The organism is Variovorax sp. UC74_104 (assembly GCF_044055375.1).
Classification (GTDB): domain Bacteria; phylum Pseudomonadota; class Gammaproteobacteria; order Burkholderiales; family Burkholderiaceae_C; genus Variovorax.
The window spans coordinates 3,046,115-3,070,090 of record NZ_CP171978.1 but is presented as its reverse complement, the minus strand read 5'-3'; the positions used below and the strand labels follow the sequence as shown (position 1 = coordinate 3,070,090).

Annotated in this window: 22 protein-coding genes; 9 read left to right on the top strand and 13 right to left on the bottom strand. The window is 69.4% G+C overall.

Features of this window, described 5'->3' with window-relative positions:
- Positions 1–57: 57 nt before the first annotated feature.
- Together yjgA and mog are read left to right on the top strand one after the other, a co-directional pair.
- Positions 58–714 (top strand): ribosome biogenesis factor YjgA, encoded by a 657-nt coding sequence (gene yjgA, locus ACHMXA_RS14275; protein ID WP_176667325.1) that lies wholly within the window; start codon positions 58–60, stop codon positions 712–714.
- Positions 711–1,307 (top strand): molybdopterin adenylyltransferase, encoded by a 597-nt coding sequence (gene mog / locus ACHMXA_RS14270; RefSeq protein ID WP_176667324.1) that lies wholly within the window; start codon positions 711–713, stop codon positions 1,305–1,307. The genes yjgA and mog overlap by 4 nt, the downstream gene beginning before the upstream one ends.
- 17 nt (positions 1,308–1,324) lie before the next feature.
- On the opposite strand, the gene ACHMXA_RS14265 is transcribed toward mog, so the two are convergent.
- The 8 genes from ACHMXA_RS14265 to czcI all read right to left on the bottom strand — a co-directional run bounded on the left by ACHMXA_RS14265 (position 1,325) and on the right by czcI (position 10,456).
- Complete coding sequence (locus tag ACHMXA_RS14265) at positions 1,325–1,699, bottom strand: hypothetical protein (protein WP_395321097.1); 375 nt, start codon at positions 1,697–1,699, stop codon at positions 1,325–1,327.
- A 79-nt stretch (positions 1,700–1,778) separates the two neighbouring features.
- Positions 1,779–2,189, bottom strand: coding sequence for a cupin domain-containing protein (locus ACHMXA_RS14260; protein ID WP_395321095.1), 411 nt, complete (start codon positions 2,187–2,189; stop codon positions 1,779–1,781).
- Between the two features lie 18 nt (positions 2,190–2,207).
- Positions 2,208–2,960 carry an SDR family oxidoreductase gene (locus tag ACHMXA_RS14255; protein ID WP_395321094.1) on the bottom strand — a complete coding sequence of 251 codons (753 nt, stop codon included), beginning with the start codon at positions 2,958–2,960 and terminating at the stop codon, positions 2,208–2,210.
- A 130-nt stretch (positions 2,961–3,090) separates the two neighbouring features.
- Positions 3,091–4,002 carry a cation diffusion facilitator family transporter gene (locus tag ACHMXA_RS14250; protein ID WP_395321093.1) on the bottom strand — a complete coding sequence of 304 codons (912 nt, stop codon included), beginning with the start codon at positions 4,000–4,002 and terminating at the stop codon, positions 3,091–3,093.
- Complete coding sequence (locus tag ACHMXA_RS14245) at positions 3,992–7,201, bottom strand: CusA/CzcA family heavy metal efflux RND transporter (protein ID WP_395321091.1); 3,210 nt, start codon at positions 7,199–7,201, stop codon at positions 3,992–3,994. The genes ACHMXA_RS14250 and ACHMXA_RS14245 overlap by 11 nt, the downstream gene beginning before the upstream one ends.
- Before the next feature lie 10 nt (positions 7,202–7,211).
- The gene (locus tag ACHMXA_RS14240) at positions 7,212–8,606 is read right to left on the bottom strand and encodes an efflux RND transporter periplasmic adaptor subunit (protein ID WP_176667318.1); all 1,395 of its coding nucleotides are present in this window, start codon (positions 8,604–8,606) and stop codon (positions 7,212–7,214) included.
- A gap of 26 nt (positions 8,607–8,632) precedes the next feature.
- Positions 8,633–9,982: a TolC family protein gene (locus ACHMXA_RS14235; protein ID WP_395321089.1), complete on the bottom strand. Its 1,350-nt coding sequence runs from the start codon at positions 9,980–9,982 to the stop codon at positions 8,633–8,635.
- A gap of 99 nt (positions 9,983–10,081) precedes the next feature.
- A complete protein-coding gene (gene czcI / locus ACHMXA_RS14230) occupies positions 10,082–10,456 on the bottom strand; it encodes a cation efflux protein, CzcI family (RefSeq protein WP_395321087.1) in 375 nt (124 codons plus the stop codon).
- 176 nt (positions 10,457–10,632) lie between these two features.
- Between czcI and ACHMXA_RS14225 the strand changes: the two genes are divergently transcribed.
- The gene (locus ACHMXA_RS14225; protein ID WP_176667315.1) at positions 10,633–11,310 is read left to right on the top strand and encodes a heavy metal response regulator transcription factor; all 678 of its coding nucleotides are present in this window, start codon (positions 10,633–10,635) and stop codon (positions 11,308–11,310) included.
- Positions 11,307–12,629 (top strand): heavy metal sensor histidine kinase, encoded by a 1,323-nt coding sequence (locus ACHMXA_RS14220; RefSeq protein ID WP_395321085.1) that lies wholly within the window; start codon positions 11,307–11,309, stop codon positions 12,627–12,629. Before ACHMXA_RS14225 ends, ACHMXA_RS14220 begins: the two co-directional genes overlap by 4 nt.
- A gap of 6 nt (positions 12,630–12,635) precedes the next feature.
- On the opposite strand, the gene ACHMXA_RS14215 is transcribed toward ACHMXA_RS14220, so the two are convergent.
- Entirely contained in the window at positions 12,636–13,889 is a 1,254-nt protein-coding gene (locus tag ACHMXA_RS14215; protein ID WP_176667313.1) for a cation:proton antiporter, read from the bottom strand.
- Between the two features lie 109 nt (positions 13,890–13,998).
- Positions 13,999–16,344, bottom strand: coding sequence for a heavy metal translocating P-type ATPase (locus ACHMXA_RS14210; protein ID WP_395321082.1), 2,346 nt, complete (start codon positions 16,342–16,344; stop codon positions 13,999–14,001).
- Between the two features lie 70 nt (positions 16,345–16,414).
- Between ACHMXA_RS14210 and cadR the strand changes: the two genes are divergently transcribed.
- Positions 16,415–16,885, top strand: a complete 471-nt coding sequence (gene cadR, locus ACHMXA_RS14205; RefSeq protein ID WP_176667311.1) for a Cd(II)/Pb(II)-responsive transcriptional regulator — start codon at positions 16,415–16,417, stop codon at positions 16,883–16,885.
- A 13-nt stretch (positions 16,886–16,898) separates the two neighbouring features.
- On the opposite strand, the gene cysE is transcribed toward cadR, so the two are convergent.
- Complete coding sequence (gene cysE, locus ACHMXA_RS14200; RefSeq protein WP_176667310.1) at positions 16,899–17,672, bottom strand: serine O-acetyltransferase; 774 nt, start codon at positions 17,670–17,672, stop codon at positions 16,899–16,901.
- A gap of 90 nt (positions 17,673–17,762) precedes the next feature.
- Complete coding sequence (locus ACHMXA_RS14195) at positions 17,763–18,530, bottom strand: RNA methyltransferase (RefSeq protein WP_395321081.1); 768 nt, start codon at positions 18,528–18,530, stop codon at positions 17,763–17,765.
- 110 nt (positions 18,531–18,640) lie between these two features.
- Between ACHMXA_RS14195 and ACHMXA_RS14190 the strand changes: the two genes are divergently transcribed.
- Genes ACHMXA_RS14190 through ACHMXA_RS14175 form a run of 4 tightly spaced genes read left to right on the top strand, consistent with a single transcriptional unit; the run spans position 18,641 to position 23,454 of the window.
- Complete coding sequence (locus ACHMXA_RS14190; protein ID WP_176667308.1) at positions 18,641–19,699, top strand: inositol monophosphatase family protein; 1,059 nt, start codon at positions 18,641–18,643, stop codon at positions 19,697–19,699.
- Positions 19,700–19,701: 2 nt separating this feature from the next.
- Positions 19,702–21,948 (top strand): FUSC family membrane protein, encoded by a 2,247-nt coding sequence (locus ACHMXA_RS14185; RefSeq protein ID WP_176667307.1) that lies wholly within the window; start codon positions 19,702–19,704, stop codon positions 21,946–21,948.
- Positions 21,948–23,042 carry a mechanosensitive ion channel family protein gene (locus ACHMXA_RS14180; RefSeq protein WP_176667306.1) on the top strand — a complete coding sequence of 365 codons (1,095 nt, stop codon included), beginning with the start codon at positions 21,948–21,950 and terminating at the stop codon, positions 23,040–23,042. Before ACHMXA_RS14185 ends, ACHMXA_RS14180 begins: the two co-directional genes overlap by 1 nt.
- Before the next feature lie 7 nt (positions 23,043–23,049).
- Positions 23,050–23,454, top strand: coding sequence for a YbaN family protein (locus tag ACHMXA_RS14175; protein WP_176667305.1), 405 nt, complete (start codon positions 23,050–23,052; stop codon positions 23,452–23,454).
- On the opposite strand, the gene ACHMXA_RS14170 is transcribed toward ACHMXA_RS14175, so the two are convergent.
- On the bottom strand, positions 23,451–23,915 hold the full coding sequence (locus ACHMXA_RS14170; protein WP_176667304.1) for an Lrp/AsnC family transcriptional regulator: 465 nt from the start codon (positions 23,913–23,915) through the stop codon (positions 23,451–23,453). The genes ACHMXA_RS14175 and ACHMXA_RS14170 overlap by 4 nt on opposite strands.
- Positions 23,916–23,976 lie beyond the last annotated feature (61 nt).

Here is a 23,976-nt window from a genome sequence, read left to right as displayed (position 1 = left end):
TCCCGCTGCGCATTGCACGCGTTGCAACGCCGCAAGGCGCGGCCCAGAATCCCTTCCATGTCCCGCAAACCCAAAAAAGGCTATTACGTCCGCGGCCATTTCGTGGCCGAAGGCAGCGAGCTCGACCTCGAGCTCAAGCGCGAGCTCAAGGGCTCCGACGAAGCCAGCCGCACCGACCTCAAGCGCGAAAGCGAAGAGCTGCAGAAGCTGGGCGCCGAGCTGCTCACCCTGCGCGCCGGCCTGTTCGATGCCCTCCAGCTCGACGAAAAACTGGTCGAAGCCCTCGCCGAGGCCAAGCGGATCACCAATTTCGAGGGCAAGCGCCGCCAGATGCAGTTCATCGGCAAGCTCATGCGCAAGCTGGAGCCCGAGGTGCTGGAATCCGTGAAGCAGGCCCTGCAGGAGCAGAACACCGTGCCCGCCGCCGAAGTGGCCGCCCTGCACGAGGCCGAACGCTGGCGCGACCGCCTCATAGCCGATGACGATGCCCTGGGCGGCTGGATCGAGACCCACCCCGCCACCGACTCGCAGCAGCTGCGCGCCCTGGTCCGCCAGGCCCGCAAGGACATGAAGACCGGCCCCGCTGGCGAAGCCCCCCGCCAGGGCAAGGCCTACCGCGAGATCTTCCAGCTGGTGCGCGCCCAGCTGGCCGTGCACGGCAGCGACGACCACGCGGCCGCTGCCGCCGCACAGGACAGGGAAGAAGACGCATGAGCGGATCAGGCGCTTTCGACCCGGTGCGCATCGGCATCGTCTCCATCAGCGACCGCGCCTCCAGCGGCACCTATGAAGACAAGGGCCTGCCCTCGCTGAAGGAATGGCTGGGCCGGGCGCTGAAGAACCCCATCGAGTTCGAGCCCCGCCTGATTCCCGACGAGGCCGAGCGCATCAGCGCCACGCTGATCGAGCTGGTCGACGCCGGCTGCTCGCTGGTGCTGACCACCGGCGGTACCGGACCCGCCCTGCGCGACGTGACGCCCGAGGCCACGCTGGCCGTGGCGCACAAGGAAATGCCGGGCTTCGGCGAGCAGATGCGCCAGATCAGCCTGCGCTTCGTACCCACCGCGATCCTCTCGCGCCAGGTGGCGGTGATCCGCGACAGGAGCCTGATCATCAACCTGCCAGGCCAGCCCAAGTCGATCGCCGAAACGCTCGAAGGGCTGAAGGACACCGAAGGCGTTCAGGTGGTGCCGGGCATCTTCGCGGCAGTGCCCTACTGCATCGACCTGATCGGCGGGCCGTACCTCGAAACCGACGATTCGGTCTGCAAGGCCTTCAGGCCAAAGTCGGCCATCCGCGCCCGCTGAGGCCGTTCTACTGGGTTCTACTGGGCCTCGCGCCCCCTGGCCTCCACGTCCTTCAGGCAGGCATTGATCGCCGCGTTCGACGCCAGCTCGTAGCAGCGCGCTGCGGCCGCGCGCATCGCCTTCTGCTGCTCGTGGCGCTCCTGCGCGCTGTCGATCTGGTAGCCCATGAGCCACTTCATGGCCAAGGCAAGCACGATGCCGAAGCCGATCGCGAAGCCGACCACCGTCGATCGCCAGGTTCGCACCGGCGCGGCGGGAGGTGCCGAGCCGTAACCCACGTCGAGGGCCATCGGTGGCTGCGCCGCCGAGCCGCCATGGACCCTGCGGCGCTGCGGGGCGCGCGGCTCGGCCTTCGCCTGGGTGAAAGACTTGTTGTCGTAGCGGTTGCTCATCGATCTGCGTGCATGGGTGTGAGTCCGGGCGGGATTGTCCAACACCCGGCCCCCGCAAGCTGAAACGGCAGCCGGCGCGCTACTTCACCGGAATGAAGAAGGGCACGCCCTTGTTCTTCACCATGGTCACGACGAACTTCGCCGGTCTGGTGCTGCTGGCGTTGCGGCCCACGGTGTGGATGTCTCCCGGGGCTTCGTAGAAGGTCTGGCCGGGCGTCAGCGTGACCTCCCGGCCGCCCTGCACACCCATCACGATGGAGCCTTCGAGCACGTAGACGAACGCATGGGCGTCGTGACGATGCACGGGGTCGACCGAGCCCGGCGGAAAGTCCACCGTGAACACGATGGCTTCCTTGCCGGGCATGTCCGCCAGGTCCTTGGCGCTGAGCATGGTCACGGCGGCTTCGGGGGCGGCCGCGGCAGGCATGGCGGCGAATGCGCCAAGGACGATGCCGAACGGGATGCAGACGGCCCTGATGAAACGGTTCATGGCTGTGTTCCTCGTCGCTCAGGCCGTCGCGCGCTGCGCCAGCCACTCGTCGAAGCGGATCGTGCCCAGGCGCGGCTTCGATCCGGGCGTCAGCGAGCCGTCGTCGAGCTGCACGCCGAAGTAGCGCGCGCCGGGATCGGTCACGACCTTCCGGGCGTCGCCCGTCGCCGCGAAGAAGCGGCGCACCAGCGCATCGAGCGGCAGGGCCTCGGGCCCGGCGATCTCGATCCGGCCGTGCGCCGGCCGCTCGGTCACGACCTCGGCCAGCGCCGCCGCCACGTCGTCGGCCGCCATCGGCTGGATGAGCGCGTCCGAGAGCCGCGCCACGCCGTCCTGCACGCCCGACGCCGCGATGGCGCCCACGAACTCGAAGAACTGCGTCGCCTGCACGATGGTGTAGGGCACGGGCGAGGCCTCGATCAGGTCTTCCTGGAGCTGCTTGGCACGGAAGTAGCCGCTGTCGAGCAGCCGCGCGGTGCCGACCACCGACAGCGCGATGTGATGCGCCACGCCGGCCTTCACCTCGGCCGCGAGCAGGTTGCGCCCCGCGGTCGCGAAGAAGTCGAGCGCCGCCTTGTCCTCGAACGAGGGCGAGTTCGCCACGTCGACGACGACGCGGGCGCCCGCGAGCGCTTCGTCCAGGCCCTCGCCGGTGAGTGTGTTGACGCCCGTGGACGGCGATGCGGCGACGACGTCGTGGCCGGCCTCGCGCAGGCGGGCGGCGAGCTTGGAGCCGATGAGGCCGGAGCCTCCGATGATGGTGATTTTCATGGTCGATTCCTTGGTCAAGAAGGTGTGGGAAAGAGCGCCCCGATGGCTGCCCTCGCCTTCAAGACGTCCGACCCCACGCGCCTGTGACAGCCGGATCGTTCTTCTTTCCAGATCGGCCTGAAAACCCTTCCTAAGCCTTCTCCGCCCCGAAACCGTGCGTGTCGGCCGCCTGCTCGCAGGGCACCCGCTCGGCCTGCACGGTCGAATGGTGGATGTCGAAGCGCTCGGCCAGCATCGCGCGCAGCCGCTGCACGAGCGGCGCCAGGTCGCCCACATCCGGCGTGCACACCACGTGCACGCTCAGGCTCACCTTGCCGCTGGACAGCGCCCACACATGCAGGTCATGCAGGCTCGCGACGCCTTCGCTGCCCAGCAGCGCGCCCTCGACCGCCGGCAAATCCACTTCTTCGGGCACGCCTTCGAGCAGCACGTTGAGGCTCTCGCGCAGCAGGCGCCAGGTGCGCGGCAGCACCCAGAGGCCAATGGCGACGGCGATCACCGAGTCGACCCAGCCCCAACCGGTGAAGCGGATCACGATGGCGCCCACGATCACGCCGATGGAGCCCAGCATGTCGGCCCACACCTCCAGGTAGGCGCCCTTCACGTTGAGGCTCTCGTCCTTGCCCGACGCCAGCAGCCGCATGCCGATGAAGTTGACCGCGAGGCCGCCTGCGGCCACCAGCAGCATCATGGTCGACTGGATCTCGGCCGGCTGCGAGATGCGCCTGTACGCCTCGTACAGCACGTAGATCGCCACGAAGAAGAGCAGCACCGCGTTGAGCACCGCCGCCAGGATCTCGAAGCGGTAGTAGCCGAAGGTGCGCCGCCTGTCGGCCGGCCGCTTGCCGATGCGGATGGCCACGAGCGAGATCGCCAGCGCGACCGTGTCGGTGAACATGTGCGCCGCGTCGGACAGCAGCGCGAGGCTGCCCGACACCAGTCCGCCCACCACCTCGGCGACGAGATAGAGCGAGGTCAGCAGCAGCGCCCAGCGCAGTGCCTTCTCGTTGCCGCCGGTGGCGTGCGAATGCTCATGTGCCATGGGAACCTCGCAGTGAAGGATCGAGCGGCGCGCCGTGGGCCTGCTGCTGCACTTGCACCTGCCCCTCCTCCTCGTCGCGCCGGTGCGCGATGCGATAGAGCAGCGGCAGCACCAGCAGCGTCAGCGCGGTCGAGGACAGGATACCGCCGATCACCACCGTGGCCAGCGGCCGCTGCACCTCGGCGCCGGTGCCGGTGGCGATGGCCATCGGCACGAAGCCCAGCGAGGCGACCAGCGCCGTCATCAGCACCGGCCGCAGCCGCGTGAGCGCGCCCTCGCGGATGGCCGCGTCCAGCGGCAGGCCGCCCTCTCGCAGGTTGCGGATGAAGGAGATCATCACCAGCCCGTTGAGCACCGCCACGCCCGACAGCGCAATGAAGCCCACCGCCGCAGATATCGACAGCGGAATGCCGCGCATCCACAGCGCCACGATGCCGCCGGTGAGCGCGAACGGAATGCCGGTGAACACCAGCAGCCCGTCCTTGATGTTGCCGAACATCGCGAACAGCAGCGTGAACACCAGCAGCAGCGAGACCGGTACCACCACCTGCAGCCGCTGCGTGGCCGAGGCGAGGTTCTCGTACTGCCCGCCCCACACGGTCCAGTAGCCCGCGGGAATCTTCACCTTGCCCATCGCCTCCTCGGCCTCGGCCACGAAGGAACCCAGGTCGCGCCCGCGCACGTTGGCACTGACCACGATGCGGCGCTTGCCGTCCTCGCGGCTCACCTGGTTGGGGCCGGGCGCGATGTCCAGCGTGGCCACCTCGCCCAGCGGGATGAAGCTGGTGCGCAGGCCTTCGGCGCCCGCGCCCTTGGGCAGGGCCACAGGCAGGCGCTTGATAGCCTCCAGGTCGGTGCGCAGTTCCTCGGGCAGGCGCACGATGATGTCGAAGCGCCGGTCGCCATCGAACAGCGTGCCCGCCTCGCGCCCGCCGACGGCGGCGGAGATGGCGTCCTGCACGTCGCCCACGTTGAGGCCGTAGCGCGCGGTCTTGCTGCGGTCGATGTTCACCGTGAGCATCGGCAGGCCCGTCGTCTGTTCCACCTTCACCTCTGCCGCGCCGGCGATGCCGTTGAGCACGCCGGACACTTCGGCCGCAGTCTTGTTCAGCACGTCCATGTCGTCGCCGAAGATCTTCACCGCCACGTCGCTGCGCACGCCGGAGATCAGCTCGTTGAAACGCAGCTGGATCGGCTGCGAGAACTCGTAGTTGTTGCCCGGCAGCTTCTCCACTTCTTCCTGCACCGCCGCGAGCACTTCCGCGCGAGAACGCTTCGGCGAGGGCCACTCGCTCTCGGGCTTGAGCATGATGTAGCCGTCGGAGATGTTCGGCGGCATCGGGTCGGAGGCGATCTCCGCCGTGCCGGTGCGCGCGAACACCCGCTCGACCTCCGGAAACTTCGCCTTCAGCGTGCGCTCGAGCTGCTTCTGCATCTCCACCGACTGCGTGAGGCTGGTGCCCGGAATGCGCAGCGCCTGGATGGCGAAGTCGCCCTCGCTCAGGCTCGGCACGAACTCGGTGCCCAGCCGCGTGGCCAGCAGGCCCGACAGCACCACGGTCACAACCGCGAAGGTGATGACCAGCGGCTTGGCAGCCATGACGCGCGCCAGCAGCGGCTCGTAGCCGCGCTTGGCCCAGGCCATCAGGCGGTTCTCCTTCTCGCTCACCTTGTTGCCGATGAAGAGCGCAACCGCCGCCGGAATGAAGGTGATCGACAGGATCATCGCGCCCAGCAGCGCGATCACCACGGTGAAGGCCATCGGGTGGAACAGCTTGCCCTCGACACCCGTGAGCGCAAAGATCGGCAGGTACACGATCATGATGATCAGCTGGCCGAACAGCAGCGGGCGCCGCGCCTCCTGCGAGGCCGCGAACACTTCGTGGAAGCGCTCGCTGCGCGTGAGCGGCCGTCCCTTGTGTGCCTGCGCATGGGCCAGGCGCCGCACGCAGTTCTCCACGATCACCACCGCCCCGTCGATGATGATGCCGAAGTCCAGCGCGCCCAGGCTCATGAGGTTGGCGCTGACCTTCTGGTTCACCATGCCCGTGAAGGTGAAGAGCATCGACAGCGGAATCACCAGCGCGGTGATGACGGCCGCGCGGATGTTGGCCAGGAACAGGAACAGGATCGCGATGACCAGCACCGCGCCCTCGAACAGGTTCTTCTTCACCGTGGCGATGGCCTTGTCGACCAGCACCGTGCGGTCGTACACCGTCACGGCCTTCACGCCGGCCGGCAGCGTGCGGTTGATCTCCTGCATCTTCCTGTCGACGGCCTGCGACACGGTGCGGCTGTTCTCGCCGATCAGCATGAACACCGTGCCCAGCACCACCTCGCGGCCGTTGTCGGTGGCAGCGCCGGTGCGAAGCTCACGGCCGATGCCGACCTCGGCCACGTCCTGCACGCGCAGCGGGATGCCGTTGGCGTTGCCCAGGATCACGTTGCCGATGTCCTCCGCCGACTTCACCTGCCCGGGCGCGCGGATGAGGTACTGCTCGCCGCGCTTCTCGATGTAGCCCGCGCCCACGTTGGCGTTGTTGCGCTCCAGCGCAAGAACGATGTCGCTCATCGTGAGGCCGTGGGCCAGCAGCTTGGCCGGGTCGGGCGCGATCTGGAACTCCTTGGCGAAGCCGCCGATGGAATTGATCTCGGTCACGCCCGGCACGTTGCGCAGCTGCGGCTTGATGATCCAGTCCTGTATCTCGCGCAGGTCGGTGGGCGAGTAGGGCTTGCCTTCGGCATTCCTGGCCCCCTCCTCCGCCTCGACGGTCCAGAGGTAGATCTCGCCGAGGCCGGTGGAAATCGGCCCTATCACCGGCGAGATGCCGCGCGGCATGCTCTCCCGCGCGGACTGGATGCGCTCGTTGACGAGCTGCCGCGCGAAGTAGATGTCGGTGCCGTCCTTGAAGATCACCGTCACCTGCGAGAGGCCGTAGCGCGAGAGCGAGCGCGTCTGCTGCAGCCCCGGCAGGCCGGCCATGACGGTCTCTATCGGGTAGGTCACGCGCTGCTCGGTCTCCAGCGGCGAGTAGCCGGGCGCGGCGGTGTTGATCTGCACCTGCACGTTGGTGATGTCGGGCACGGCGTCGATGGGCAGCTTCTGGTAGCTGAAGATGCCCAGCGCCGCCATGCCGAACACGGCGAGCAGCACCAGCCAGCGCTGCTCGATGGAGAAGCGGATGATTCGTTCGAACATGCGGGCTTCCTCAGTGGGTGTGCGTGGCCGAGCTCTTGCCCTGCTGCGACTTCACGACGAAGCTGCCGCCGGCCGCGTAGGCCGCGCCGGGCTTCAGCCCGCCGACGATCTCGACGCGCCTGCCGTCGCTGCGCCCGGTCTGCACGTGCTGCGGCATGAAGCCGCCGGGCACGCGCAGGAACACGGTTGGCTTGTCTTCCACCGTCTGCACCGCGTCGGCCGCGACGGTCACGGGCGCCTCCGTCTCCGAGGCCACCAGCTCGACGTTCACGAACAGGCCCGGGCGCCAGATGCGCTCGGGGTTGGTCAGCGTGACGCGTGCCGTGGCGGTGCGGGTCTGCGCGCCGATCAGCGAGCCCACGTACGACACCTTGCCGGTCGCGGTCTGGTCGAAGGCGGTGGACCGGATCTTCACCGGCTCGCCGATGCGCACCAGGTTCAGGTTATTGGCGGCCACGCTGATCTCGGCCCACACGGTCGACAGGTCGGAGATGGTGAAGACGTTGACCGCCTCGCCCACCGATTCGCCGAGCGAGATGTGCTTCTCGACCACCATGCCGTCGAAGGGTGCGCGCAGTTCGTAGCGGCCCAGCGCCGACGAACCGGGCGTGGCGCCCAGCGCCAGCAGCTTCTGGTTGGCGTTGGCCACGGCGATGCGGGCCTCCTGCATGGCCTGCTCGGCCTGCAGGTAGTCCTGCTGCGGCGAGATCTTTTCCTCCCACAGCTTCTTCTCGCGCTCGTAGGTGGTGCGCGCCAGCTCCAGCCGGCGCTGCGCCGACTGCAGCTCGCTGCGCTGCTCCGAAAGCCCCGGGCTCGACAGCACCGCGAGCACCTGCCCGCGCCTGACCTCCTGGCCCAGGTTGGCCGACACGCTGTCGACCACGCCCGCCACGCGCGGCACCACATGGGCCGTGCGGTCTTCATTGAACTTGATCTCGCCGGGCAGCTGCAGCGACAGCTTGATGCGCGCGGGGCCGGCGCTTTCGACGGAGATGTCGGCGGCCTTGACCTGCTCGTCGGTGAAGGCGATCTTTTCCTCGTCTTCCTTGTGCGCGGCGGATTTCTCCTCGACCTTGGCCTCACCCGAAGCAGACTTGGCTTCACCCTTGCCTTCCTCGGCGTGGTGTTCCTTGTCGCCGTGGCCCTTGGCCTCGCCGTGGCTGTGGTCGTGGTCTTCGCCGGCCTTGGCCTCCTTGTGGCCCTCTTCCTTGTGGCCGCCCTCCTCGTGGTGCTCGCCGTCGCCATGGCCTGCGGCTTCCGAATGGCCGGCCGCCTCGGGCTTGGCTGGCGCGCTGCGCAGGATCAGCGCCCCGGCGCCCGCGCCCAGCGCGAGCACGGCCGCGATGGCGATCAGCTGCTTCCTGCCGACACGCTCGGCGAAGGTCTTGCGTTCTTCTGTGTTCATGATCTGTGGAATTCCTTGATTGCTTTTCAGCGCGTGGCGGGCGCCGTCGCGGGAGAGGTTTCGCCGCCTTCATTGCCCAGCAGCCGGTCGAGCTCGCCCGCGGCGCGGTGCGCATCGGCCAGCGCGAGCAGGTACTGCGCGCGCACCTGGAACAGCGTGCGCTGCGCATCGAGCGCCTCCAGGAAGCTGAACTTGCCCAGCTCGAAACCCTTGGTCGCGGCCTTGTAGGCGCTCTCGGCGCCGGGGAGCGCATCGCGCTGCAGCGTCTCGGCGGTGGCGTGCGCGGAGCGCAGGCGCTCGGTGGCCTGGGCCACGTCGGTGCCCAGCTGCAGCTCGGCGGCGGCGAGGTCGTCGCGTGCCTTTTCCTCGCGGCTCAGGGCTTCGGCGACGTTGCCCCGGTTGGTGTCGAAGATCGGCAGCGGCACCGACAGGCCCAGCACCACCTGGTTGCGCCGGCTGCCGCCGTTCTCGCCCTCGGAGGCCGGCACGCGCTTGGCGCCGAGCGAAACGGTCACGTCGGGAATGCGCCTGGCGCGCTCCAGGTCGGCCAGCGCCTTGCGCCGCTCCACTTCCAGCCGGGCCTGCCGCACCACCGGTGCATCGACCAGCCGGTTGGCGATGTCCTGCGCCGAGGCCGTCGCGGGCAGCTGGTCGACCGCGCCGTCCACCTGCGTGAAGCGCGGGCTCGGGTTGCCCCACAACGCCGCGAGCTGCTGGCGCGCGGAGCGCAGCGTGCCCTCTGCCTGCATCAGCTCGACGCGGATGCCGGCCTCGGCCACGCGCGCCTTGGTTTCCTCCAGCGGCGAGACCTTGCCTGCCGCGACGCGGTTGGCCGCGGCACGGGTGGCGGCCTGCGCGAGGCCCACCGAATCCTGCGCAAGCCGCAGGCGCTCCTGCGCGGTGAGCACGTCGAAGAAGGCGGTGACGGTGGCCGCGCGGATCTCTGCGCGGCGCCCTGCCAGCGCCGACGCGGCCTGGTCGCGCGCCCGCTCGGCCGCCGTGACGCGGGCCGAGCGCTTGCCGCCCAGTTCGATGGGCTGGCTCAGCTGCAGCGTGGTGGTGCGGTTGTCGCGGCGCAGGTCTTCGAGCTGCGCGTCGAGCGTGGGATCGGGCCAGGCGCCGGCCTGGACGATGGCGGCCTCGGTGGCCTCCTGCTCGCGCAATGCGGAAGACAGGCCGGGGTTGGCCTGCATCGCCATCGCAACGGCACTGCGAAGCGTGAGCGGGCCCGCGGGCTCCTGCACGCGTGGGGCATTGGCCGCGCCGGACTGCGCGGGTTGTGAATAGAGGGCACCGGCCGAGGCCTGGGCGACCTGCGAAAAAGCCGGGGGCGCCGCCATGGCCAGCACGGCCAGCGGCACGAAGAGCGTGCGCATCGAATTCTCCTGGGTTGCGAAACAACGGACGGACGAATTCGGCGAGAGCTCGGCTAGCTGATGGTGGGTATCAGAAGGGGGTTGTGTTCTCTCGCCGAATCAGGAGGCGAGAGACCAGTCGGGGCGGACCGGCACGTCGGAGACATGCGAGGCGAAGCGCTCGTCGGGCGTCGCGCGCAGCGGCTGCGCCTCGTGCGCCGCCGACTGCGCCGGCTCGTCCAGCGCGTCAGCATGCTGGGCATGGCCGAAATGGCAGACCGCGCAATCGCCCACAACGGCGTTGGGCTGGGTGCTCGAGTTCTTCTGCGCGCCTTCGCCGCTGTGGCTGCGGTCGGTGCCGCGCGTCTCGCTTTCGTGATGGCCCCAGTGGTCGGGCCGTGTGTCGCGCTCATGCTGGCAGTACGCCGATGCCGACGCCCAGCTGAACTGGAACGGCAGCAAGGCGAGCATGAGAATGAGGAACCAGCGGCGCATGGAGGCAAAAAGTATATCGGCGGCCTGCATCGGGCATTTGGGCAATGGCCCTGCAAGGCGCAGGCCCTGAAGAATGCGGGCCGGCGCAATGTACGACCGCGGGGCGAGGCTTTGTCTGTCAGCAGGATTACCGAAACGTAACCCCCGTATCGGAAGTGCTTCGATACCATCCGCAGATGCGAATCCTTGTCATCGAAGACGAGCCCAAGCTGGGCGACTACCTCAAGAAGGGCCTGGAGGAGAACGGCTACGTCGTCGACATAGCCCGCGATGGCATCGAGGGGAAGTACCTCGCCACCGAGGGAGACTACGCGCTGATCCTTCTCGACGTGATGCTGCCCGGCATCGACGGCTTTGCCGTGCTGCAGGCTATCCGGCGCACGAAGAACGTGCCCGTGCTGGTGCTCACGGCGCGCGACAAGGTGGAAGACCGCGTACAGGGCCTGCAGCAGGGCGCCGACGACTACCTCGTGAAGCCCTTCTCCTTCTCCGAGCTGCTGGCGCGCGTTCAGGCCCTGCTGCGCCGCGGCAAGCCGCAGGAATCCACCGTGCTGCGGCTGGCCGACCTGGAGGTCGACCTCGTCAGCCGCAAGTGCATGCGCAACCGCACGCGGCTGGACCTCACCGCCAAGGAGTTCACGCTGCTGCTGGTGCTGCTGCGCCGGCGCGGGCAGATCCTCTCGCGCACCACGCTCGCCGAGCAGGTGTGGGACATGAACTTCGACAGCGACACCAACGTGGTCGAGGTGGCCATCCGCCGGCTGCGCAGCAAGCTCGACGATCCGTTCGAGGTGAAGCTGCTGCACACCGTGCGCGGCATGGGCTACGTGCTCGAAGACCGCTCCTGGCATTGAGCCCCCGGCCGCGATCCCTGCAGAGCCGGCTGTCGCTCTGGCTCGCCGCGCAGACCCTGTTCGGGCTGAGCGTGATCTGCTTCGCCATCTATCTGGTCACGGCCTGGAATTTCGGGCAGAAACAGGAAGAGGAACTCTCCAACAAGGCCGAGCTGGTGCAGCACCTGCTGCAGGAGGCGGAAAAAGGCGGCGACCTCGTCTTCCTGCGCCACAAGCTCGACGACTTCTTCTCGATGCAGGACGACGTGACCCTGTCGATCTCCGCCGGCGGCAGGCAGCTCTTCGAATCGCGCCCCACGGCCGGCGGCAAGTGGATGCTGCGCGACCTGCAGGTGCCCTGGACGCAGGCCGGCGCCACCACCCAGCTCGCGGTGCGCATCGGCGTGAACACCGCGCAGGAAGCCCAGCTGCTGCGCCGCCTGGCGTGGACCCTGCTGGGCGCCGTGGTGCTGGGCACCGCGCTGGTTTCGCTCACGGGCATGTGGCTGGTGCGCCGCGGCCTGAAGCCCCTGAAGACGCTCACCGAGCGCACCGCCGCGATGGCGCCCGACAAGGCCAACCAGCCCATCGACGCCGACGACTTCGCACAAGAGCTGCGCCCCTGGATCACCCAGTTCAACGCCCTGCTGCTGCGGGTGCAGCGCGCCTACGTGCAGCTCGAATCCTTCAACGCCGACGTGGCACACGAGCTGCGCACGCCGCTGGCCAACCTGATCGGCTCCACCGAACTCGCGCTCACGCGCCCACGCAGCAACGAGGAGCTGCAGACCGTGCTCGCATCTAACCTCGAGGAGGTCGGGCGGCTCTCCGGCATCGTCACCGACATGCTGTTCCTCTCGCAGGCCGAGCGCGGCGCGCCGATGCGCACCCGGGCCGTGACGAGCCTGGCCGCGCAGGCCACGGACGTGATCGACTTCTACGACGCCATGCTCGAGGAAGCCGGCCTGCGCGCCGAGGTGCGCGGCGACGCCATGGCCGACGTAGATGCCGCATTGGTACGCCGCGCGCTCTTCAACCTGCTGGGCAACGCGATCCGCTTTGCCACGCCCGCTTCGACGATACGCATCGAGATCGGCGAGGAAAGCGCGACCGAGTTCGCCGTGGCCGTGGTCAACAAGGGCGAGCCCATCGCCCCTGCCGCCCTGCCCCGCCTGTTCGAGCGCTTCTACCGCGCCGCGCGGGCCCGCGACGGCTCGACGCGCCACCACGGGCTGGGCCTGTCGATCGTGGAAGCCATCGCTCGCATGCACGGCGGGCGGGTGTTCGCCGCGAGCCGGGGCGGCGAGACGCGCATCGGCTTCACCGTGGCGAAGCGCTGATCGAATTCAGGGCTTCGCGTGCGCGGCGTCTGCCGCTACCGCTTGCTTGCGGCCGATGAACAGGTTGATCAGCGGCCCCGTCATTGCGGTGGTGGCCAGCGCCATCACCAGCAGCATGGTGAAGAGCTCAGGGCCGATGAGGCCCGCGTCGAGGCCGATCTTCATGACGATGAGTTCCATCAGTCCGCGCGCATTCATCAGCGAACCGGTGGCTAGGCTGTCGCGCCATCCGTAGCCCGCCATGCGCGCACCGGCCGCGCCGCCGGCGATCTTGCCCACGGTGGCCACGCCCACGATCAGCAGCATCGCGCCCAGGCTCGCCCCCGAGAAGGCGTTGGCCGTGGTGCCCAGGCCGGCGAGCGCGAAGAAGAGCGGCATCAGCACCACGATGGAGATCGGCTCGATGCGCTCGGTGAGCGACTTCAGCAGGCGGTCGTCGCGCGGCAGGCAGGCGCCGAACAGGAATGCGCCGAACACCGCGTGAAGATGCAGCCACTCGGTGACCAGCGAGGTCGCCAGCAGGCCGATCATCAGCGCCGCCATCACGGTTGTCGAAGGCTCGCCCTCGGGCGCCTTCACGCGCAGCAGCCACGCGAAGGCCGGCTTGAGCCCGAGGAACAGCGCCGCCAGCACCACCGCCATGCCCAGCGTGGTCTTCAGCAGTCCCTGGTAGCCCTCGCCCGCGCCGACCAGCGCGATCACCACCGCGAGCAGGATCCAGGCGAACACGTCGACCACGGCCGCCGCACTCAGCGAGAGCTGCCCGAAAGGCGTGCGCGTCATGCCGCGGTCCTTCAGGATGCGCGCCATCACCGGAAAGGCGGTGATCGACAGCGCCGCCGCGATGAACAGCGCGAAGGGCCAGAAGGCCACGCCGGCCGGCGCGAGCGTGGGATGCAGCGCCGGCGCGATCGCGATGCCCAGCGCCATCGGCACGACCACGCTCAGCACGCCCACGTAGCCCGCCGAGCGCAGCTGCTCGCGCACGCCCTTGGAAGCCCGCAGCTCCAGGCCGACGACGAACATGAAGAGCACCAGCCCCAGCGTGGAAAGGGAAGACAGCCCCTGCAGCGATTCCTTGGAGAACAGCTGCGCGTGCAGCGAGGGAAAGAGCGCCCCCATCACCACCGGCCCGAGCATCAGGCCCGCCGCCATCTCGCCGACCACGCCGGGCTGGCCGACGTGGCGAAGGATCCAGCCGCACAGGCGCGCGGTGACCAGGATGACGATGAGCTGCAGCAGGAGCGAGGTGACGGACATCGAAGGACTCTGGCTGGGGAACGGAAACCCGGCCTATGTTAGTCCCAAGCCATGTCGCGGAGCCAGCCGGGCCTGCCCTCCCGGCTGCCCTCCCAGCCTGCCCGTTCCCTCACTTCGGCGCGCGCATCAACCGCAGTCCGTTGGCCACCACCAGCAGGCTCGCACCCATGTCCGCGAACACCGCCATCCACATCGTCGCGCTGCCGAACACGGCGAGCACGAAGAACACGGCCTTGATGCCCAGCGCGAGCGTGATGTTCTGCCACAGCACCGAGTGGGCGCGGCGCGAGAGGCGGATGGTTTCGGGAATGCGGCGCAGGTCGTCGTTCATGATGACCACGTCGGCCGCTTCCATCGCGGTGTCGGTGCCGGCGCCGCCCATCGCGAAGCCGATGTCGGCCCGGGCGAGCGCGGGGGCGTCGTTGATGCCGTCGCCGGTCATCGCGGCCGCGCCGTAGCGTTGCTGCATGGCCTTGACGGCGTCGAGCTTCTCCTCGGGCAGCAGGTTGCCGCGCACGTCCTCGATGCCGGCGTGGGCGCCGATGGTCCTGGCGGTGGCGGTGTTGTCGCCGGTGAGCATCACCGGCACCACGCCGAGCGAGCGCAGTTCGGCCACCGCCGCCTGCGACGATTCCTTGATGGTGTCGGCCACGGCGAACAGCGCGAGCACGGCCTTGTCGGACGCCAGCAGCGTGACGGTGCGGCCGGCCTCCTCGTGGCGCTGGAGCTCGGCTTCGAGCGACGGCATGCAGAGGCCCCGCTCCTCGATCAAGCGGTGATTGCCCAGCACGTAGACCTGCCCCTCATGCGCGGCCTGCACGCCGCGGCCGGGCAGCGCGGTGAAGTCGGCGACTTCGCCCTGCTCGCCCTTGAGCCCTTCGGCAATCGCCTTGGACACCGGGTGGTCGGAGCGGCCCGCGATGCTGGCGGCAATGGCGAACACCGCCGCCTGGTTGCCGGCCGAAGAATCGCCGACCAGCGACGACTCCACCAGCTTCGGCTTGCCTTCGGTGATGGTGCCGGTCTTGTCGAGCGCCACCGCCTTGAGCTTGCGCGCCTCTTCGAGGTACGTGCCGCCCTTGATGAGAATGCCGCGCCGTGCCGCCGAGGCCAGCGCGCTCACCACCGTGACCGGCGTGGAAATGACGAGCGCGCACGGGCAGGCGATGACCAGCAGCACCAGCGCCTTGTAGATGGCCTGCGTCCAGGTCCAGTCCATCAGGAACGGCGTGAGCACCGCAACGGCCAGCGCCAGCACGAAGACGGCGGGCGTGTAGATGGCAGCAAACCTGTCGACGAAGCGCTGCGTGGGGGCGCGCGAGCCCTGGGCTTCCTCGACCGCGTGGATGATGCGCGCGAGCGTGGTGTTGGCGGCCACGGCCGTCACGCGGAACTCGAGCGCGGCGGTCTGGTTGATGGTGCCGGCGAACACCTGGTCGCCGATGGTCTTGTCGACCGGAATGCTCTCGCCGGTGACCGGTGCCTGGTCGATGGCGCTGGTGCCTTCGGTGACGATGCCGTCCAGCGGCACGCGACCGCCGGGACGGATGCGCGCGATGGCCTGCAGCGGCACCTCGCTCGCCATCACCGTCTTCCAGCCGCCGTCGGCCTGCTTGATTTCGGCCTGCTCGGGCGCGAGGGCCAGCAGGCTCTGGATCGCGTTGCGCGCGCGGTCCACGGCGCGGGCCTCGATGAGTTCGGCAATCGCGTAGAGCGCCATCACCATCGCGGCCTCGGGCCACTGGCCGATGATGAATGCGCCGGTGACGGCCACCGCCATCAGCGCGTTGATGTTCAGGCGGCCGCGCACCAGCGCCGCGAAGCCCTTCTTGTAGGTATCGAGCCCCGCGAGGCCGATGGCGCCCAGCGCCAGCGCCATCTCGAACGCCATGAAGCCCCGGCCCTCCAGCCCCATGAAAGAGACCGACTCGGCCGCGACGGCCAGCACCAGCGCCGCGACCAGCCGCGCCAGGCCAGCGCTCATGCCGGCGATCTTCGCGGGTGCTGCAGGAGCGGCCTGCGCGCCCGGGGCATTCAGCGGCTCGGGCTTGAAGCCGGCCTTGCGGATGGCGGCCAGCGCATCGGGCAGCACGCCGTCGTCGGTGGTGATGGCCATGGTGCGCTCGCCGAGGCGGAAGCGCAGCGCCTTGACGCCGGCAATGGGCTCCAGCGCGCGGCGGATCTCGGACTCTTCCACCGCGCAGTCCATGGTGGGAATGCGAAAGAGCAAGGCGCCCTTGGGCACGTCGCCGACATCGGGCGCCAGCGGAATCGGGCCGTGGCTGGCGGTGCTGCTGCAGCCGCAGCAGGCGTCGGCCGGCTTGGCCTTCGAGTGCTCGTGCGCGTGGTCATGTTCATGGCCGTGATCGTGGCCGTGCCCCTCCTCATGCGCATGCGGGTGAGGGTGCGCATGCGAGCGCGGCACGGTCGGGTTCAGGGCGTTCTGGTTCGTCATGGAATCGATTGGAAACCCTGAAGCAGGTGTAGAGTCAACCACCCATCTCCACCCTTTCATTTGCCGCATCATGAAAATCGGTGAACTGGCCAAGGCCGCGAACACGCCGGTCGAAACCATCCGGTACTACGAGCGCGAGCGCCTGCTGCCCGAGCCCGCGCGCACCGACGGCAACTACCGCATCTACGACGAGGACCACGCCCAGCGCCTGGGCTTCATCCGCCGCTGCCGCTCGCTGGACATGACGCTCGACGAGATCCGCAGCCTGCTGAAATTCCGCGATGCGCCGCAGGAAGACTGCGGCGAGGTCAACCAGCTGCTGGACGACCACATCGGCCACGTGGCCGCGCGCATCGCCGAGCTGAAGACGCTGGAGAAGCAGCTGAAGGCGCTGCGCCAGCAGTGCTGCGGCCCCGAATCGGCGAACGCCTGCGGCATCCTGCAGGAGCTGGATACAGCCGCGCTCGCGCCCGAGACCTTCGGGCAGCACGCGGGCCACGTGCATGGCGCGCTGCACGCGCCGGCCAAGCGCGGCGGCTGACCGGTCGACCTGCCTACTTGCCGATCAGCTGCGTGAGCTTGTCCGCCTCGAAGCTCTCGTCGCGCGCGGCGTCGCCCGGCACGCAGTCCCTGCTGCCCGGCTGGGCCGACAGCTTCTCGATGGCCTGCCACAGCAGCGCGATCTGGTGTTCCTGGCCCGAGGCGTTGTCGATCAGGCCGCGCAGCGCCTGGCTCAGCGGGTCGTCGTTCTGCGTGACGCCGTAGGCGGAGAAGCCCATGCGCGAGGCGGTTTCCTCGCGCCGCGCGGCGGCTTCAGCCTCGATGATGCGCGCCGGGTTGCCCACCGCCGTGGCGCCCGCGGGCACCGGCTTGGTCACCACCGCGTTCGAGCCCACCTTGGCGCCGTCGCCCACCACGAAGCCGCCGAGCACCTTGGCGCCCGCGCCCACCACCACGTTGCGCCCCAGCGTCGGATGCCGCTTGGTGCCTTTGTAGAGCGAGGTGCCGCCCAGGGTCACGCCCTGGTAGATGGTGCAGCCGTCGCCGATCTCGGCCGTCTCGCCCACGACGACGCCCATGGCGTGGTCGAAGAACACGCGCTCGCCGATCTTGGCGGCGGGGTGGATCTCGATGCCGGTCAGCCAGCGCGACCAGTGCGCGATGAAGCGCGCGGGCCACTTGAAGCCATGGGTCCAACAGGCGTGCGCCCAGCGATGCAGCACCACGGCGTGGAAGCCGGGATAGACCGTGATCACTTCCCAGGCGCTTCGGGCGGCCGGGTCGCGTTCGAGGATGCACCGGATGTCGGCGCGCAGTCTGGAGAACATCGCTGCCTTATGCCTTCTGTCTGTTGTCGTTATATCGATAGGGGCCGCGCAGTCTAAGGCCGCGTGTCTTCGCGTACGAACGATAAGGTTTTAGTCGTTCCTGGGGGCCTTTCCGCCCTTGTCGCCCTTGTCTCCCCTGGGCGGCCGGGTCGCGTCGCTCATCGCCTTGGCGATGCCGCGCAGGATGTGGATCTCCTCCGGCGTGGGCTGGGCCCGGTTGAAGAGCTGCCGCAGCCTGGGCATGAGCTTCTTGGGCGCCTCGGGGTCGAGGAAGCCGATCTCCACCAGCGAGCGCTCCCAGTGGTCGAGCATGCCGGCCACGGCTTGCGCGTCGGCCGCCTGCACGGGCTGGATGGCCTCGCGCACCTCGTAGCCGCCCAGCGCCAGCCGCCATTCGTAGGCGACGACCTGGATGGCCGCGCCCAGGTTGAGCGAGCCGAACTTCGGGTCGGTGGGAATGCTCAGCGCCACGTTGCAGCGGTAGACGTCCTCGTTGCGCATGCCGAAACGCTCGGAGCCGAACAGGAAGGCCACGTGCTGGTCGCCCTGCTTTGCCAGGGGCTCCAGGTGCTCGCGCGGGGTGCGCGTGGGCGGGCCGAAGTCGCGCGGGATCATGGCGGTGGCGCACAGGTGGGTCACGCCGTCGAGGGCCTCGTCGAGCGTTTCGACGATGCGGGCGTTGGCCAGCACGTCGAGCGCGCCGCTCGCGCGCTGGATGGTTTCCTCGCGCCGCAGCACGTTGGCCCAGCGCGGGGCCACCAGCACCAGGTCGGAAAAACCCATGGTCTTCATGGCGCGGGCGGCGGCGCCCACGTTGCCGGCGTGGCTGGTCTGGATCAGGATGAAACGGGTGCGCATGGAGGGTTGGCGGACACTAACGGGCGGAGCCGGTAAAATCCCCCGATTCTCGCCGCCCGCATCGCCGGGCCGTCTCCGGGGGCCCTCCCCACCGTTCTTCCCACAATCCAATGTCGTCCCCCAACCTGCATCCCATGCTCAACGTGGCCGTCAAGGCCGCACGCGCCGCTGGCGCCATCATCAATCGCGCCGCCCTCGACGTGGAGGCCGTGCGCATCTCCCAGAAGCAGGTCAACGACTTCGTCACCGAAGTCGATCACGCCAGCGAGCAAGCGATCATCGAGACGCTGCTCGGCGCGTACCCGGGGCACGGCATCCTCGCGGAAGAATCGGGCAGCCAGTACGGCGCCAAGGACTCCGACTACGTCTGGATCATCGATCCGCTGGACGGCACCACCAACTTCATCCACGGCTTCCCGGTGTACTGCGTGTCGATCGCGCTGTCGGTGCGCGGCAAGATCGAGCAGGCCGTGGTGTACGACCCCACCCGCAACGACCTGTTCACCGCCACCAAGGGCCGCGGCGCCTACATGAACGAGCGCCGCATCCGCGTCTCGAAGCGCACCCGCCTCAACGAGTGCCTGATCTCCACCGGCTTCCCCTTCCGCACCGGCGACAACTTCAAGCAGTACCTGGCCATCATGGCGGACATGATGCCCCGCGCCGCCGGCCTGCGCCGCCCCGGCGCCGCCGCGCTCGACCTGGCCTACGTGGCCGCGGGCTTCACCGACGCCTTCTTCGAGACCGGCCTGAACCCCTGGGACGTGGCCGCGGGCTCGCTGCTGGTCACCGAGGCCGGCGGCCTGATCGGCAACTTCACGGGCGAGCCCGAGTTCATCGACCAGCGCGAATGCCTGGCCGGCGCTCCGCGCGTGTACGGGCAGCTGGTGCCGCTGCTCGCCAAGTATTCCAAGTTCGCCAACGTGGACGACAAGCTGCGCGCCAGCGACCGCGTTCGCGCCGTGTCGGCCTCCACCAAGGCGAGCGCGGGCACGGACGACGCCTCCGCCGACCTCTACGCCCGCAGCACGGTCACGGGCTTTGCCGACGAGGCCGCCGAAGCCCCGGCCCCTGCCGCCGCGCCTCCCGCGCCCCGCAAGCTCACGCGCGTGCGCCGCGAAGCGCCCGCCAACGGCGCCCCTTCCCAAGGCAACTCCTCCGCCAAGTGACGATGCCGGGGCCCAGCAGCACCGCGCCCCGGGTCCGAGCCGCTCTGCGCGTCGCGCTGAGCCACTATGTCGCGAGCGGGCTCACCGTCGCGCTGGGCCTGCTCTTCATCTCCGGCGGCATCCACCTGTGGCTGGGCACCCTCGCGGCCTCGACCGCCGCCACCGGCGTGATCGTCACCGCGCCGCCCGACCTGCCCGGCCCGCGCCGCGGCAAGTTTTTGCAGATGCTGCCGGCGCCGCTCATCGGGCTGCCGCTGTTCTTCGCGGTGCAGATGCTGCACAGCGCCCCCATCCGCCTGGGGCTGCTGCTGGTGCCCGCCACCTTCATGGCCTTCCTGGCCATGGCCTGGGGCAAGCGGGGCATCCCGATCGCCATCGCGGTGATGTTCTCGATGGTGTTCTCCATGGCCACGCAGGCGCCCGCCGGCATGGCCGACGTCATCGAGCGCACCTGGCACTTCGGGCTGGGCGCGGGGCTGTACGTGATCTGGGCCACGCTGGCCAACCTGGCGCTCAACGGGCGCTTTCGCACGCAGTCGATCGCCGACGTGCTGTATTCGCTGGCCGCGCTCATGCGCACCGAGGCCAGCCAGTTCCTGCCGCAGGACGAGACCCGCGACGTGCGCGACGTTCCCGCCCCCATGCTGGGCCGGCTGCTGCGCGAGCAGGCCGCGCTGGCCGACCAGCTGCAGGCCACGCGCGACATCGTGCTCGAATCGCCGCGCACCCCGCGCCGCCAGCGGCTGGCGGCCATGCTCGTGATCGTGCTCGAGATGCGCGACCAACTGCTGGCCAGCGAGCTCGACCTCGACACCCTGCGCGCACACCCCGCGCACGCCGAGGCGCTCATCGAGATGCGCCGCGTGCTCGAGGAGCTGGCCGACGAAACCATCGCCCTGGCCGACGCGCTCATGTTCGGCCGGCAACCCGACGCGGTGCCCGACCGCCGCCCGCGCCTGGCAGCCATCCACGTCTCGGCCGACGACAGCGCCGAGGGCGGCGGCCACATCGGCCCCACCGCGGCCATGCTCGCGCGCGGGCTGGCCAGCCGCATCGGCCACATCAACGACGAGGTGCTGCGCCTGTCGGCCATGGCGCGCGGCGACGTCGAGCCCAACCTGGCCGTGGTGCGCGCCAACTGGCAGCTCTTCGTGAGCCCCACCGACTGGTCGCTGCGCCCCTTCTTCACGCTCTGGAGCTGGGACCAGCCGCCGCTGCGCCACGCGATCCGCGCCGCGCTGGCCATCGCGGCCGGCTACGCCATCGCGGTGTCGATGCCCTGGGGCTCGCACGACTACTGGATCCTGCTGACCATCGTGGTTGTGCTGCGCGGCAGCCTTTCGCAGACGCTGGAGCGGCGCAACGCCCGCGTGGCCGGCACGCTGCTGGGCTGCGTGCTCGCGGTGGGGCTGCTGTCGGCGCATCCGTCGGCCTTGATGCTGCTGGTCATCGTCACGGTGTCGCAGGCCATCGCGCACAGCTTCGCGGTGCGGCGCTACCTCATTACCGCGGTGGCCGCCACCGTGCTGGGCCTGGTGCAGGCCCACATGCTGAACGTGGGCGTGGCGCCGATCTTCGCGCTCTTCGAGCGCATCGCCGACACGCTCATCGGTGCCGCGCTCGCCTGGGCCTTCTGCTACGTGCTGCCCTCGTGGGAGCGCACGCAGCTGCCGGCGCTGGTCGCACGCGTGCTCACCGCGCAGGCCCGCCATGCGCGCCTGGCGCTGGGCCTGGGCCAGCTCAAGGCCATCGACAGCAGCCCCGAGCTCGAATGGCGCCTCGCGCGCCGCGAGGCCTACGACAGCCTCTCGGCGCTGGTGCAGGCCACGCAGCGCTCGCTGTCGGAGCCGCGCGCTGTGCAGCCGCCGCTGGAGCCGCTGGAGCACCTGCAGGCCCACAGCTACCAGCTGCTCGCGCAGCTCAGCGCGGTGAAGTCGATGCTGGTGCTGCGGCGCGACCGCCTCACGCCGGCCGAGGTGGAAGGCCCCATCGGCCGCACCGCGCAGCGCATCGAGGCGGCCATCGGAACTATTCCAACCACCGGTCCCTCCCACCCCGAGAGTGCCGGTTCGACCACGGTCGGCGGCCCGATCCCCCTGCCCGACCCGTTCGACAACGACATCAGCCCCTGGCTGCTTCGCCGGCTCGACCTGGCCACGGCACTCGCCACGCAGCTGCGCGACGACGCGGCGCGCATTCTTCAACCTCTGAACGAGACAACAGAACAAGCGAAGACGACTCCCGCCTGATGACCAAAGAGATACTCGCCCATCCCTGGTTCGGCACCTGGCTTGCCGCACTGATCGCAGTTCCCCTCTCTCTTCTTGCCCACCGCATCGTCGGCCTGGTGCTCAGGCGGATCACCCGCCCCGCGCCGGCCATCCATGCGATGGTGGTCAACTGCAGGGCGCCCGCCCGGCTCGTGTTCCCGCTGGTGGCGCTCACCATGGTGTGGCAGGGCGCGCCGGACGACCTGCGCTTCATCGGCAACGTTCGGCACTTCACCGGCCTGCTGCTCATCGCCGCCACCACCTGGCTCGCGGTGAAGGCCATCAGCGGCTTCGCCGACGGCGTGCTCGCGCAGCACCCTTCCGACATCGCCGACAACCTGCAGGCCCGCCGCGTGCTCACGCAGACGCGCGTGCTCGCGCGCACCGCGATGACCGTGGTGGTCGTGGCGGGCGGCGCGATGATGCTCATGACCTTTCCGGGCGCGCGCCAGGTGGGCGCGAGCCTGCTGGCCTCTGCCGGGGTGATCGGCATCGTGGCCGGTCTGGCGGCCAAGCCGGTGTTCAGCAACCTCATCGCGGGGCTGCAGATCGCGCTGGCGCAGCCCATCCGCATCGACGACGTGCTGGTGGTCGAGGGCGAGTGGGGCCGCGTCGAGGAGATCACCGGCACCTTCGTGGTCGTGAAGATCTGGGACGAGCGCCGGCTGATCCTGCCGCTGACCTACTTCATCGAGAAGCCCTTCCAGAACTGGACGCGGCATTCGGCCCAGCTGCTGGGCGCGGTGTTCATCTACGTCGACTACGGCATGCCGCTCGCGCCGCTGCGCGCCGAGGTCGAGCGCATCGTGAAGGCCGCCCCCGAATGGGACGGCCGCTTCTTCAACCTGCGCGTGACCGACGCCACCGAGCGCACGATGCAGATCCGCGTGCTCTGCACCGCCGCCACCTCGGGCCTGACCTTCGACCTGCGCTGCAGCGTGCGCGAAGGCCTCATCGACTTCATGCAGCGCGAGTACCCGCAGTTCCTGCCGAAGATGCGCATCTCGGCCGACGGGCTGCCCGAGCGCGAACAGCCGCCGCAGCCGCCGCAACAAGGGCAGGCCCCGGCCTGATCCTGTCTTGAAGCCCGAGCCGGCCCCAGCCCCTGAACGCAAGTCCGCGCTCACGCGAGCGCTGCTCTATGCCTTTGCGGTGCTGTGCCTGGTGCTGGGCCTCATCGGCGTGATCGTGCCCGGCATGCCGACCACGGTGTTCATCCTGATGGCCGCATGGGCCGCGGCGCGCAGCTCGCCCCGGCTGCATGCCTGGCTGCTGAACCACCGCCTCTTCGGCCCGCTGCTGCACAACTGGGCCAACGGCCGCACCGTGAGCCGGCGCGCCAAGTGGAGCGCGACCGTGACGATGGCGGTTTGCGCAGTGATCGTCTCTTTCACCGCGCACCGTGCGTGGCTGGCCGCGCTGGCCATCGGGTGCATGGCCTGCGTGCTGGCCTGGCTCTGGTCGCGGCCGCTGCCTCCGGGTTAGCGGCGCGGCGGCTTTTCCGGTTCGGGCGCGGCGATGGCGCGCGCCGGAATAGGCACCGACATCACGATCGACGTGCGCGTCTCGCCCAGGTGGTTGATGCTGCTCACGAAGGCCTCCAGGTGTTCGATGTCGCGCGCCGCCACCTTCAGCACGTACGAGTCCTGCCCCGTCACGTGGAAGCACTCGAGCACCTCGCGCCTGCCCTCGAGCAGCTTCAGCAGCCGCGCCTTCTCGGGCTGCGGCGTGGTGATGCCCACGAGCGCCATCACCGTGTAGCCCACGTTGCGCGGCGGCACCACGGCGCGATAGCCGGCGAGCACGCCGGCTTCTTCGAGCCGCTTCACGCGCTCCGAGGTCGAGGGCACCGACAGGCCCACCTGCCGCGCCAGCGCGGTGAGCGAGGTGCGCGCATCGGCCTGCAGCACTTCGAGGATCTGCCAGTTCTTGCTGTCGATTTCCATGGATTTCAGGCTTCAGCCGATCGATTCGTCTTGAATTTAAGGCGGAAAGCGCATTCCGCCT